11 protein-coding genes are annotated in these 12,500 nt (G+C 60.3%); 7 read left to right on the top strand and 4 right to left on the bottom strand.

The features are described 5' to 3' along the window. Positions 1-53: 53 nt before the first annotated feature. From HUW52_RS20845 to HUW52_RS20825, 5 genes are all read left to right on the top strand, one after another. Positions 54-1,601 carry an RNA-binding protein gene (locus HUW52_RS20845; RefSeq protein WP_175554783.1) on the top strand — a complete coding sequence of 516 codons (1,548 nt, stop codon included), beginning with the start codon at positions 54-56 and terminating at the stop codon, positions 1,599-1,601. 336 nt (positions 1,602-1,937) lie between these two features. Then, positions 1,938-3,164 carry an RtcB family protein gene (locus HUW52_RS20840; protein WP_150729427.1) on the top strand — a complete coding sequence of 409 codons (1,227 nt, stop codon included), beginning with the start codon at positions 1,938-1,940 and terminating at the stop codon, positions 3,162-3,164. A 14-nt stretch (positions 3,165-3,178) separates the two neighbouring features. Continuing rightward, a complete protein-coding gene (locus HUW52_RS20835; RefSeq protein ID WP_175554782.1) occupies positions 3,179-3,967 on the top strand; it encodes a nucleotidyltransferase domain-containing protein in 789 nt (262 codons plus the stop codon). A gap of 8 nt (positions 3,968-3,975) precedes the next feature. Continuing rightward, the gene (gene rtcA / locus HUW52_RS20830) at positions 3,976-5,001 is read left to right on the top strand and encodes an RNA 3'-terminal phosphate cyclase (protein WP_175554781.1); all 1,026 of its coding nucleotides are present in this window, start codon (positions 3,976-3,978) and stop codon (positions 4,999-5,001) included. Between the two features lie 151 nt (positions 5,002-5,152). Then, a complete protein-coding gene (locus tag HUW52_RS20825; protein WP_016987808.1) occupies positions 5,153-5,482 on the top strand; it encodes a hypothetical protein in 330 nt (109 codons plus the stop codon). Positions 5,483-5,539: 57 nt separating this feature from the next. On the opposite strand, the gene HUW52_RS20820 is transcribed toward HUW52_RS20825, so the two are convergent. After that, the gene (locus HUW52_RS20820) at positions 5,540-5,953 is read right to left on the bottom strand and encodes a VOC family protein (protein ID WP_175554780.1); all 414 of its coding nucleotides are present in this window, start codon (positions 5,951-5,953) and stop codon (positions 5,540-5,542) included. A 223-nt stretch (positions 5,954-6,176) separates the two neighbouring features. Here HUW52_RS20820 and HUW52_RS20815 point away from each other — a divergent pair, with 223 nt between their 5' ends. After that, the gene (locus tag HUW52_RS20815; protein ID WP_175554779.1) at positions 6,177-7,988 is read left to right on the top strand and encodes an ABC transporter ATP-binding protein; all 1,812 of its coding nucleotides are present in this window, start codon (positions 6,177-6,179) and stop codon (positions 7,986-7,988) included. Here HUW52_RS20815 and HUW52_RS20810 read toward each other — a convergent pair. The 3 genes from HUW52_RS20810 to HUW52_RS20800 all read right to left on the bottom strand — a co-directional run bounded on the left by HUW52_RS20810 (position 7,985) and on the right by HUW52_RS20800 (position 11,300). Next, positions 7,985-8,929 (bottom strand): alpha/beta hydrolase, encoded by a 945-nt coding sequence (locus HUW52_RS20810; protein WP_175554778.1) that lies wholly within the window; start codon positions 8,927-8,929, stop codon positions 7,985-7,987. The genes HUW52_RS20815 and HUW52_RS20810 overlap by 4 nt on opposite strands. Positions 8,930-9,041: 112 nt before the next feature. Then, complete coding sequence (locus HUW52_RS20805) at positions 9,042-10,040, bottom strand: NAD(P)H-quinone oxidoreductase (protein WP_175554777.1); 999 nt, start codon at positions 10,038-10,040, stop codon at positions 9,042-9,044. Between the two features lie 60 nt (positions 10,041-10,100). After that, entirely contained in the window at positions 10,101-11,300 is a 1,200-nt protein-coding gene (locus tag HUW52_RS20800; protein WP_175554776.1) for a YbfB/YjiJ family MFS transporter, read from the bottom strand. Between the two features lie 111 nt (positions 11,301-11,411). Between HUW52_RS20800 and HUW52_RS20795 the strand changes: the two genes are divergently transcribed. Further along, positions 11,412-12,287 carry a LysR family transcriptional regulator gene (locus HUW52_RS20795; RefSeq protein ID WP_175554775.1) on the top strand — a complete coding sequence of 292 codons (876 nt, stop codon included), beginning with the start codon at positions 11,412-11,414 and terminating at the stop codon, positions 12,285-12,287. Positions 12,288-12,500: the final 213 nt, after the last annotated feature.

The following is a 12,500-nucleotide window of genomic DNA, read 5'->3' as shown; positions in this document are numbered from 1 at the left end:
CAGCCGCTGCATTACCTATCGCAACGAACAGGACAACACAGCGAGACGCCAAGATGGCCAACTCAAATCTCTTTAACACGCAATCGAATCACCTGCCGGCCTGCGATACTTTGAATGCCTCCGGTGCCAGCGCTTATGCCTACAGCCCGAAGCACCAACTGGCGCAATTGGCCGTCACCGGTTGCCTGAACCAGACCTTTTACGCCTCCGCAGAAAGTCAGCTGGATCAAGTGTTGAAACTGGTGGCCGAACTGGACAATCGCTTCGTGGCGAAAGCCGCGATCTACGCTCGCAAGAAAGGTCACATGAAAGACATGCCGGCATTGTTGCTGGCGGCATTGACCGCGCAGCGCTCAAGTCTGGTGCCAGAGGTTTTCGAGCAAGTGATCGACAGCGGCAAGATGCTGCGCAACTTTGTACAGATCCTCCGTAGTGGTGCCACCGGGCGTAAATCCCTTGGCTCGCAACCCAAGCGTCTGGTGCAGAACTGGCTGAACAGCGCGACCGAGCGGCAACTGCTGCAAGCGTCGATTGGCAATCAACCGTCATTGGCGGACGTGGTGAAGATGGTTCACCCAAAGCCTGCCGAAGCGTGGCGCGAAGCGTTTTTCGCCTGGTTGATTGGCAAACCGGTGGAGGCAAAGGCCTTGCCCGAGCTGACCCGCGATTTGCTGGCGTTTCGCAGCGGCGCGAGTGATGAAGTGCCGGCGGTGCCGTTTCAGTTGCTCGGCAACGAAACACTGAGCAAGGAACAATGGGCCAATCAAGCCCGCAACATGGGCTGGCAGGGATTGCGCATCAACCTCAACAGTCTGGCGCGCCACGGCGCGTTTGAAGTACCGGGTTGCATCGAATATGTCGCGGCGCGGTTGGCTGATCCACAGGAAGTGGCGAAGGCGCGGGTGTATCCGTACCAGTTGTTGTCGGCTTATCGGATGATCGGCGAAACCACCCCGGCGGCGATCCGCGAAGCCTTGCAGGAGGCGCTGGAGTTGTCGCTGGCCAACGTGCCCAAGCTTGAGGGCGCGGTGGTGGTTTGCCCGGATGTGTCGGGTTCGATGGGCAGCCCGGTGACCGGTTATCGCCCTGGTGCGACCTCGCAGGTGCGCTGCATCGACGTGGCGGCGCTGGTGGCTGCAGCGGTATTGCGCAAGCAGCCGGCTGCCCGGGTGATGCCGTTCGAGATCAACGTGGTAGGTATCCAGCTCAATCCGCGTGACAGTGTGATCAGCAATGCCGAGAAGCTCGCCGGCATTTTTGGCGGCGGCACCAACTGCTCGGCACCGCTGAAGAGGTTGGCGGACAGCGAGGCCAGGGTCGATACGTTGATCATGGTCTCGGACAACGAATCGTGGATCGATTCGCAGCGTCGCGGTGCCAGCGAGACGATGCGTCAATGGGAGCGGATCAAGAAGCTCAACCCACAGGCTCGGCTGGTGTGCATCGACATCCAGCCAGGCCCTGCAACACAGGCGGCGGATCGCGATGACATCTTGAATGTCGGCGGTTTCAGCGATGCGGTGTTCGACGTGATCGAGCAGTTCACCAGCGGCCAATACAGTGCGCAGCACTGGGTCGAGGCGATCGAAAGCGCGTCATGAATTGATTGATCACCGGCGCTGAATGCCGATGGGACTACATCCAAGACGTCTCATCAAGCCCTTGTCAGCGCCAGTGACGGCACGAATGCCTGATGGCTTTACATCCAAGGCCGGTTAAGTCCGGAGCGCGGCAACGCGCAACAGTCATCAACTTTTGTCGTGCCACCTTTTTTGCAGTTATTGGCAGCGAATGCGACAGGTACTCCATCGGAACGCGGGTTCGACTCCCGCCCCGGCAACGGGGGCTCAACTGGCAGAGCCACAGTGCCTGTGTTTTTGTCGCTGCGACTTATAGAACTACGCCGAATCATCGGCCAATGAATAAAGAATGAAGACATGAAAGAACATACTTACCAACTGCTCGAAGTCGCCAACGGCAAACCGATCAAACTCTGGACCGAAGGCGTCCCGGTGGAAAACGAGGCCCGCGAGCAGTTGATGAACACCGCGAAAATGCCGTTCATCTTCAAACATCTGGCGGTCATGCCGGACGTGCACCTGGGCAAGGGCTCGACCATCGGCAGCGTGATCCCGACAGTCGGCGCGATCATTCCGGCAGCGGTCGGCGTCGACATCGGCTGCGGCATGATCGCCGCGCGTACTTCGCTGACCGCCGCTGATTTGCCGGACAACCTGCTCGGTCTGCGCAGCGCCATCGAGCAAGCCGTGCCGCATGGCCGCAGTTCAAACCGTTCGCGACGCGACAAGGGCGCCTGGGATGAAATCCCGCAGCAAGCCGATCAGGCCTGGGCGGGGCTGCAGCCTCGGTTCAAATTGATCACCGACAAGTACCCGAAACTGGCCAACACCAACAACCGTGGGCACCTCGGTACGCTCGGCAGCGGCAACCACTTCATCGAAGTGTGCCTGGACGAAGCCAACCGGGTCTGGTTCATGTTGCACAGTGGCTCGCGCGGCGTCGGCAACGCTATCGGCAACCTGTTCATCCAGATGGCTCAGGCGGATATGCGTCAGCACATCGCCAACCTGCCGGATCGTGACCTGGCCTACTTCGAAGAAGGCAGTCAGCACTTTGATGATTATGTGGAGGCGGTGGGTTGGGCGCAGGACTTCGCCAGGCAAAACCGTGAGCTGATGATGCGCGCAGTGATTCAGGCGACGCGACAGATTATTCGCAAGCCGTTTGAAGTGGCGCTGGAAGCGGTCAACTGCCACCACAACTACGTGCAGAAAGAACGGCATTTTGGTGAAGAGGTGCTGGTCACCCGCAAAGGCGCGGTGTCGGCGAAGAAGGGCGAGTTGGGGATCATTCCGGGCTCGATGGGCGCCAAGAGTTTCATCGTTCGCGGTCTGGGCAACGAAGAGTCGTTCAGCTCCTGCAGCCACGGCGCCGGCCGCACCATGAGCCGCACCAAGGCCAAGAACACCTTCACCGTCGAGGATCAGATCCGCGCCACTGCCCATGTCGAGTGCCGCAAGGACGAAGCGGTGATCGACGAAATTCCGATGGCCTACAAGGACATCGACAAAGTCATGCACGCCCAGCGTGAGCTGGTGGAAGTGCTGCACACCTTGCGTCAGGTGGTGTGCGTCAAAGGATAAAAGGAAAGCAGGTCATGGAACTGCAAGAGCGTCATCCGCTGTGCGCCACGATGCGTGCGCGGGTACTGGAAGAGCTGGCGCGCATAGAGCGCGAACGCAATGTCACCGTTTTATATGCCTGCGAGTCCGGCAGCCGGGCCTGGGGTTTTGCCTCCACCGACAGCGATTACGACGTGCGGTTTGTTTATGTGGAGAAGCCCGAGTGGTTCGTCCAGGTCGATACGCCGCGTGATGTGATCGAAGGTCCGCTGGACGATGAACTCGACGTCAGTGGCTGGGAGCTGCGCAAGACCCTCGGTTTGTTGCGCAAATCCAATCCGACGTTATTGGAGTGGCTCGACTCGCCGCTGGTTTATCGCAGAGAAACCGCTCAGGTGGCACAGCTGCGCGAACTCGCCGAAGCGTTCTACAGCCCGCCAGCGGCGCGCAATCACTATCTGTCGATGGCGAAGAAGAACTTTCGCGGTTACCTGCAAGGTGAAACCGTCCGTTTCAAGAAGTACTTCTACGTGCTGCGGCCACTGCTGGCGGTGCGCTGGATTGATCAGGGCCGAGGGCGGCCGCCGATGACGTTCGCCGACCTGCTGACCACCGTCGACGACCGCGCGTTGCTCGCTGAAGTCGACGAACTGCTCGCCCTCAAACGCAATGCCGACGAGAGCGCCTACGGGCCGCGTCGTCCGGCGCTGCACGGGTTCATCGCCGCTGAACTTGAGCGCGAAGTGCCCACATTACTCAGAACTCAGGAAGACTCGCGACGTCTGGATCGGTACCTCAGGGATACCGTCGGGCGATACGCGTAAGGAATGCAATGAAACAGGAAGTGATAGAACTGGACGGCGCCATCGGTGGCGGCCAGGTATTGCGCAGTGCCTTGAGCCTGTCGATGGTGACAGGCCGGGCGTTTCGCATTAAACAGATTCGCGCCAAACGCAGCCGTCCGGGACTGCTGAGGCAACATTTGACGGCGGTCATGGCGGCGGCTGAGGTCTGCGGCGCGACGGTTTCCGGTGCGCAGTTGGGCTCGCAAGCGTTGAGCTTTGAACCCGGCGCGATTCGCTCTGGCGATTATCAGTTCGCCATCGGCACGGCCGGCAGTTGCACGCTGGTGTTGCAGACTTTGTTGCCGGCACTGTTGCGGGCAGCGCAGGCGAGCCGGGTGCGCATCTCGGGTGGCACGCATAATCCGCTGGCGCCGCCGACCGACTTTCTCACGCGCAGTTGGCTGCCGCTGCTACGGCGTATGGGCGCCAACGTCGAGCTGGATTTGGTGCGACATGGATTTGTGCCGGCAGGCGGTGGTGAGATTGAAGTGAACGTGCAGCCGTCGAACCTGACGCGGTTGGACCTGTGTGAACGCGGCGAGGCGATTTCGCAACAGGCATCGGCGCTGACTGCCGGGCTGGCACCGACGGTGGCCGAACGTGAGTTGAGCCAGGTGGCCAAGCGTTTGAGTCTGCCGCCTGCGGCGCTGCAACATGTCACGCTCGATCCGGCGCGGGGGCCGGGCAATGTGTTGTTGCTGGAGTATGCATTCGAGCACGTCACCGAGGTGTTCAGCGCGTTTGGTCAAGTGTCGTTACGGGCAGAAAAAGTAGCCGACGCCGCGATCAATCAGGCCGCCGACTGGTTGCGCAGTGGTGCTGCGGTCGCCGAGCACCTTGCCGATCAGTTGCTGTTGCCAATGGCGCTGGCCGGTGGTGGCTCCTTCACTACGCCGCGCATGACCGAGCATCTGCACAGCAATATCGCGGTGATCGAGGTGTTTTTGCCGGTTCGCATCTATTGTCGGGAGGAGGGCGCGGATCGATTGCACGTTGAGGTCAGCGCCAACTGATCGTCAGGCCAGGGGCGGTGGGATTTCATAAGGAAATCCCACCGCCCTTTTTTACGTCCGTAAAAAACTCGCGAAAGGCGGCAAATTGCTGGCCCCCGGCTTTTCGCTTCCCCGGCAAAATCGCCTTTTTTCAAAAGGTTAGGTTGGCTCTATGCGGACGATTGTCATCACCGTTGCAACGCTTTCCCTGGCTGTTTTCGCGGTGGGAGTGCAGGCAAAAGAACTGAGCAAAAGCCATCGCTTTGCCTGCACCTGGGGCTCGGACATTGCTGCCGGTGCCCAGCAATCGAAGTTGTCGGGCGTCTCGCTGTACGGCGCACGCAAACAATTGCAGGTGCGCCGCTTCCAGCAACCGTGGATGCGCATGACCGCGATGGGGATTACCGAGCAAACCTACAACAGCACGTCGAAGCTCAAGCCGGCGGCGGTCAAACAGACCTATTACGAACAATGCGTACGCCACGAACTGGCCCAGCGATAACGCAGGAAGCCCAATCTTTTCAGGTTGGGCTTTTTCATGGCTGACGAAATCTCAGCGTTACTTTTCGCTCTCGCAATTGACCATCCACGCCACGCCAAAGCGATCCACCAGCATGCCGAAACGTGCGGCCCAGAAGGTCGCTTCCAGCGGCATATCGATGCGCCCGTCCTTGGCCAGAGCGTTAAACACCTGCTCAGCTTCAGCAATGCTGTCGACGTTCAGCGAAATCGAGCAGCCACTCATGCCCTGGGTGGGGCGGTCGGGTGTGGTGTCCGAGGCCATCATCCTCTGATCGCCGACCTTCAGGCAGGTATGGATGATCAGACCATGATGTTCCTTGGGCACATGCTCGGCAGCAGGTGTTTCGCCGAACGTCATCATCGCTTCGAGCTTTCCTTGCAAGGCTTGCTCGTAAAAGGTGAACGCCTCGCGGCAGTCACCATTGAAGATCAGGTACGGGTTGATTCTCATGTCTCTGCTCCCGGCAGTCAGGCGCGGAGCGTGGCGGGGGTTCGCCGGGTTCCGCGTAGGGCGGTTAAAACATAGCAGAGCGTTGGACGTCGGAAAGGCCTGAGTCCTCCAGATGTTTTTGTTCTGAAAAGCGCGTCGACGATAACGCGCTCGTCGTGTGAAATTCAGTCGTAGCGCTGGAGTACCATAACGCACCGCCATCACCTGCCGAGCCCAATGCCCCATGCCTGATCTATCGCGTTTCACCTCCTTGTTCGATCAGGCGCAGCGAGCCTTGCGCTTGGTTTGGGGGACATCGCGTGGCTTGTTTCTCGGGCTGGTGCTGGCAACGTTGGTGGCCGGGCTGCTGCCGGCACTGGCGGCATGGCTGGGGCAGCGGATTGTCGATGCCGTGGTTGCCGCGATGCAGTTGCACGCGCAACACGGCAGTGCACCGCTGTGGCCCGTGTTGCGTTACGTATTGTTGGAGGCGGGGGTGTTGGCAATGTTGTCCGGCACGCAACGGGCACTGTCGGTGCAGCAGTCGCTGCTGCGGGTGCAGCTCGGGCAGAAGGTCAACACGCTGATCCTGGAAAAAGCGCAGACCCTGTCACTGGTGCAGTTCGAGAACTCCGAGTTCTACGACAAACTGGTGCGTGTCCGGCGCGAGGCTTCGACCCGGCCACTGGCGCTGGTGATGAAGTCGTTGGGCTTGATTCAAAACCTGATCATGTTGATCAGCTTCGGTGTGCTGCTGGTGCATTTCTCTCCTTGGGCGCTGGTGCTGTTGGTGGTGGGGGCGTTGCCCGTGTTCTTTGCCGAGGCGCATTTTTCCGGTGACGCCTTTCGTCTGTTCACCCGCCGCGCACCAGAGAGTCGACAGCAGAGCTATATCGAAACCTTGCTGTCCCACGAAACCTATATCAAAGAGGTCAAGCTGTTCGGCTTTGCACCGCTGTTGCTGCAACGTTACCGCGACACGTTCGCCAGGCTGTATGCCGAAGACCGCCGTTTGACGTTGCGGCGCGACGGCTGGGGTTTCGGTCTCGGCCTGCTCGGCACTGCGGCTTTTTACGTGGCCTATGCCTGGGTGGTGATCGATGCCGTGCACGGCCAGATCAGCCTCGGCCAGATGACCATGTATCTGGTGCTGTTCAAGCAAGGCCAAAGCGCGGTGAGCAGCAGTCTGAGTGCGATCAGCGGCTTGTACGAAGATGGCCTCTACCTGACGAGTCTTTATGAATACCTGGCCGAACCGGTGCAGGTCGATACCGGCCACCTGACGATCGGAGCCTGCCCGGGCGATGGTTTGCGTTTCGAGAACGTCGGTTTCCGGTATCCGGGTGCCAGTCGACCGGCCCTGGAAAACATTGACCTGCAACTGGTGCCAGGCCAGAGCATGGCGCTGGTCGGCGAGAACGGTTCAGGCAAGACCACGCTGATCAAATTACTGACCCGGCTCTATCGTCCCGATCAAGGGCGCATCCTGCTCGACGGCAGCGATTTGCAGGATTGGCAGGAAACCGCGTTACGTCGACGAATTGGCGTGATTTTTCAGGACTACATCCGCTACCAGTTCAGCGTCGGCGAAAACATCGGCGTCGGCGATACCTTGGCGTTCAACGATTCGCAACGCTGGAAAGAGGCGGCTGCCCAAGGGATGGCGGCGCCCTTTATCGAAGGACTGGACAAGGGTTATGCCACGCAATTGGGACGCTGGTTTGCCGGTGGCCAGGAGTTGTCTGGCGGGCAGTGGCAGAAGATTGCCTTGTCCCGCGCGTACATGCGCCGTGAGGCCGACATTCTGATCCTCGATGAGCCGACTTCGGCGCTCGACCCGGCAGCTGAAGCGGCGGTATTCGAGCATTTCAGCCAGCACAGCGAAGGGCGCATGACCTTGCTGATTTCCCATCGTTTTTCCAGCGTGCGCAATGCTGACCACATCATCGTCCTGCAACACGGCCAAATCCTCGAGCAGGGCGGTCACGATCAACTGGTCGCCGCTGCCGGGCATTACGCGCAATTATTCGATTTGCAGGCTCGCGGCTACCGCTAAGTGTCCCGGCCGCTGCGCACGGTTGTCGGCCCGGCCACCCGAGGGACGGGCTTGCTCTGCATCAGGCTGTCGAGCGCTTTGCGATAATTCTGCCCGCCCAATGCCATGCTGTTGTTGTGCGTTGCCCCTGGCACCAACAGCAGGCGCTTGGGTTGTTGCGCAGCGTTGAACAATTGCTCACTGAAACGTGGTGGCACGAATGCGTCAGCCAGACCGTGCACCACCAGCAGCGGCATGTGGATATCAGCGATCTTGTCGATCGAATCGAATTTCTGCGACAGCAGCCAGCGCACCGGCAGTGACGTGTTGGCCACGGAGGCAGCGACATCGGCCAGCGTGGTGAAGGTGGATTCGATCACCAGCCCGCGCACTGGCAGCGCGGAATGATCGCGTGCGGCGGTCTGCCCGAGTTCAGCGGCCAGATCAATGGCCACAGCGCCACCCAAAGAGTGTCCGTAGATCAGCCGTTTGGCTGGGTCCGGTTGCAGCAGCTTGAAACGCTCCCACGCCACTCGCGCATCTTCGTAAACACTGCTTTCCGAGGGCAAGTCGCCTTTGCTCTGGCCGAACCCACGGTAATCGATGGCCAGTACCGAATAACCTGCCGCGCGCAATTGTTCGATGCGGAACAACTGCCCGGTCAGATTCCAGCGCACCCCATGCAGATAAAGAATGGCCGGCGCATTGGCTTTTTCCGCTGGCCACCACCAGGCATGAATGTTCTGCCCGGCCTTGAAACTCTTCGGTTGCAGGTCGAGTTCCTGCACGCTGCCGGGCAAGCCGTGATACCAGCCAGCGGTGCCCGGCTCAATGCGAAACAGCAATTTGCGCTCGGTGTGTTGCAGCACACCACAACTCGCCGGCACGCCGATAATCAGCGCGGCCATGCAGGCGAACGCCAAACGGCGGCGTCGTAGACGCGTCATGAAGGACTGGAACATTAAACGTTTCACCAAGGCGCAGCCAAAGAACGCTTTTTACCAGATGGCTCGGCCTGCGCGTGAACTTTTCGACCACCGCCCCGGCGCAACGATTACCAAATGCTGCAAAGACTCACACGACCTGCAGCACGATCTTGCCGATATGGTCGCCAGCCTCCATGTGCGCGTGGGCCTGAGCCGCGTCGTTGAGTGAATAAACCTTGTCGATCATCGGCAGGCAGCGCCCGGCAGCCAGCGCCGGCCAAACGTGCTCGCGCAGTTGATCGGCAATCGCGGCTTTTTCGGCAGCGCTGCGGGCGCGAAGGAGAGATCCGGTAATGACCGCGCGTTTGGCCATCATTGCCAACAGATCAAAGTCGTTGGCCCGCGCACCGCCGAGGAAACCGAGCATGACCAGACGGCCATCCATCGCCAGAGCGCTGACGTTAGCGTTGAGGTACGAACCGCCCATGATGTCGAGAATCACATTGACGCCCTGGCCTGCGGTTTTATCGGCGATGACTTGGGCAAACTCCTCCTCGCGATAGTTGATCGGCAAGCCGCCAAGCTGGCTGATCGCTGCGCATTTGTCCGGGCTACCGGCGGTGGCGAACGCTTCTATACCGAATTCGCGGCAGAGCATCAGTGCGGTAGTGCCGATGCCGCTGGTGCCACCGTGAATCAGCGCGCGTTGACCACGGCTGGCGCCGCCAAGGCCGAACAGGTTGGCCCACACGGTGAAGAACGTTTCCGGGATTGCCGCCGCCTGCACCCAGTCCAGACCTGCGGGAATCGGCAGGGTCTGGCCGGCCGGAACTGCGCAGTATTCGGCATAACCGCCGCCATTGGTCAGCGCGCAGACTTTGTCGCCCACGGCGAATTGATTGACCCCCGCCCCGAGTGCCACGACTTCGCCGGCAACCTCCAGTCCGGGGATTGGATTCATGCCGGGTTTCATCGGATATTTGCCGGCTCGCTGCAAGGCGTCTGGCCGGTTGATCCCGGCGGCGTGCACGCGGATCAGCACTTCGCCATCTGCGGCGACCGGCAGCGGCACGCGTCGCGGTTGCAAGACTTCGGGGCCTCCAGGTTCGGTAATTTCGATTCGGGTCATTTCATTGGGCAGGGACATATCGTTTCTCTTGGCTTGAGTTGTGTTAGTGGGAGCCTGCCGAGCAGGCAATGATTCCCTTCAATTTGCGCAGCAGCGCGGCTCAACCGGGGCGGGCAGCCATTTCATGGCTTGCTCCAGCAGCAGCGCCACGACGATCGCACCAGCGGCAATAACGAACAACAACGCGTGGTGGCCGCCGCTGGCATTGAACAGCGCGGAATAGGCAAATCCGGCCAGCGCCTGAAACGTAGCGAACGACACCGTGGCACGGCTCCAGGCAATTTGCTGGCGATGGTGCTCCGGCACCAGCTCATGCACTCGCGCCAGCGCCAGCGGCACGATGCCGGGCGGAAATGAACCGAGAATCACCGCCAGCAACGCCAACGCCAGAAAAGAGTGAGTCAGCGCCAGCAGCCCAAGGGCAATCGCTTGCACCACCAGCACCAGACGAATGCCGGATCGCGCGCCAAGCTGATCGGCGAGAAAGCCATAACTCACCGGACCAACAATAGCGCCCAAGCCATACATCACCCAGATCAACGCGCCGACATGCGCCCCGGCGCCGAGTCCACGCGCCACGTAATCCACCAGAAACACCATGGCGGGCACCAGGCCTGCGGCCATAAAGGCGTATTGAGCGAACAGCAAGTACACACCGCGTGGTGTCGGTTCTGCAGACACTGTTTCTTGTGCAACGACCGGGTGCAGGACATCAGACGGCCAGCCGAACCAGCTCAGTGCAGTCAGCAACAGGGCCAATGCGCCCAGACCCAGCCATGTCGCCTGCAAACCCAGGCTCAACAGCGGCGGCACCAGCGTCCCGGAGCCGGCAATGCCGAGACCGATGCCGAGAAAAATCGCGCCACTGGCCAACCCTTTGCGTGCGGCTGGAACATGCGGCAATACCGTCGCCGCCACCAACACCATGATCGCGCCACCGGCAATCCCCGACAGCAGCCGCCAGCCGAAGAACCAGCTCACCGACAAGGGAAATGCACAGGCAAAAAATGCGGCGGTGACGATCAGCATCATCAACCGCAAGGCATTTTTATTGCCGAGCTGGCGCGCTGTCGGCCGGCCGAGCAGCGCGCCGATCAGGTAGCCCACCAGATTGGCCGCACCGAGGTAGACCACATCATTGGCGCTGAACCACTGCGCTTCAATCAGCGAAGGAATCAACGGCGTGTAAGCGAAACGCGCCAGCCCGATGCTGACCAGGCTGGCGCACAGGCCAGCAAAGATCGGCAACCAGATACCGGTGGAGGTTGAAGTGCGCATGATAGCGATCTCGCGGAAGGTTTATGGCGTTCAGCATATCGGCTATCGTTGCTGCGTTAATGCAGCGATTAAGCGGCACAGCGATGCGAATTTGCATCATTGGGAGACAGCATGAATTGGGATGACGCACGGGTATTTCTCGCCGTTTGCCGCGAATCGACACTGCGCGGGGCCGCACGGATTCTGGGGGTCGATCAGGCGACCGTCGGGCGGCGGATCTCGGCGCTGGAAAAGTCTCTGGGCGCGACGTTGTTTTTACGCACCTCCGACGGCTACGCGTTGACGGCCGTCGGCGAAGCGGCGCTCAAAAGCGTGGAGAAGATGGAGCATTCGGCGTTGGAACTGGAGCGGCAGATTCAAGGCCTGGACGATCGCCTGACTGGAACTGTACGCGTCAGCACCACAGATTCGCTGGCCATCGATTTTCTGATCCCGGCGATTGCCCGTTTGCACGAGCAGCACCCGGACGTGCGAGTGCAACTGGATGCGTCCACGCAAATCCTTAGCCTGGCCAAGCGTGAGGCGGATATCGCCGTGCGCAACACCCGGCCGGACAACCCTGACCTGATCGCCCGGCGAATTGCCCGATGGCCAGTGGGGCTGTTCGCCTCTCAAGCCTATATAGACGCCAATGGAGTACCGCCGCCGGGCACGGCATTTGAAGGGCATGACCTGGTGGTTTATCAACCGTATCTGCAAGGCAAAAAGGACCTGACGCTGGTGTCGGAGCCAATGAGTCGCGGTCGGATCGTCGCCAGCCTCAGTTCCAGTTTGCTCGTCCGTCGTTCGATTGCCGCAGGGTTGGGTGTAGGAGAAATCCCGGTGTACATGGGCGCGCGCGATGGCCTGATCAGGCTCTGGCCGGAGCGCACTACGCCGCTCCCGTATGAGGTATGGCTGGTAACCCATGCGGACCTGCGCCATACCGCGCGGGTGAGGGCGGTGATTGAGCAGATTGTCGACGTGTTCGCGTCGGAGAATGAGTAGGTAGATGCTGTTTTGGCAGGGCTACAACCTCTGACGAAACGGCCTACACCAGAGGCAGAACCTCCCGGCTTGTGAGCCTGTTGGATGGGGCCTATTGTTTCGGCATGTCGGTGAGGGGCGCAGGGCTCGCACTGATATTGATACCAGGGAAGGTATTGGTAAACCCAGGAAGGTGCCGAATTGAGAACCACGGAATTCAGTAAAAATCCAATC

The organism is Pseudomonas sp. 43A (genome assembly GCF_013363935.1).
Taxonomy (GTDB): Bacteria; Pseudomonadota; Gammaproteobacteria; order Pseudomonadales; family Pseudomonadaceae; genus Aquipseudomonas; species Aquipseudomonas crudilactis.
Note: the sequence above shows the minus strand (reverse complement) of the source record. Positions and strands in the feature narration are given on the sequence as shown.

Coding starts and splice junctions, on each gene's coding strand:
- HUW52_RS20845 (WP_175554783.1), top strand. CDS start 54: ATGGCCAACTCAAATCTCTTTAACACGCAATCGAATCACCTGCCGGCC.
- HUW52_RS20810 (WP_175554778.1), bottom strand. CDS start 8,929: ATGTTCCAGTCCTTCATGACGCGTCTACGACGCCGCCGTTTGGCGTTC.
- HUW52_RS20815 (WP_175554779.1), top strand. CDS start 6,177: ATGCCTGATCTATCGCGTTTCACCTCCTTGTTCGATCAGGCGCAGCGA.
- HUW52_RS20840 (WP_150729427.1), top strand. CDS start 1,938: ATGAAAGAACATACTTACCAACTGCTCGAAGTCGCCAACGGCAAACCG.
- HUW52_RS20835 (WP_175554782.1), top strand. CDS start 3,179: ATGGAACTGCAAGAGCGTCATCCGCTGTGCGCCACGATGCGTGCGCGG.
- HUW52_RS20805 (WP_175554777.1), bottom strand. CDS start 10,040: ATGTCCCTGCCCAATGAAATGACCCGAATCGAAATTACCGAACCTGGA.
- HUW52_RS20795 (WP_175554775.1), top strand. CDS start 11,412: ATGAATTGGGATGACGCACGGGTATTTCTCGCCGTTTGCCGCGAATCG.
- HUW52_RS20825 (WP_016987808.1), top strand. CDS start 5,153: ATGCGGACGATTGTCATCACCGTTGCAACGCTTTCCCTGGCTGTTTTC.
- rtcA (WP_175554781.1), top strand. CDS start 3,976: ATGAAACAGGAAGTGATAGAACTGGACGGCGCCATCGGTGGCGGCCAG.
- HUW52_RS20820 (WP_175554780.1), bottom strand. CDS start 5,953: ATGAGAATCAACCCGTACCTGATCTTCAATGGTGACTGCCGCGAGGCG.
- HUW52_RS20800 (WP_175554776.1), bottom strand. CDS start 11,300: ATGCGCACTTCAACCTCCACCGGTATCTGGTTGCCGATCTTTGCTGGC.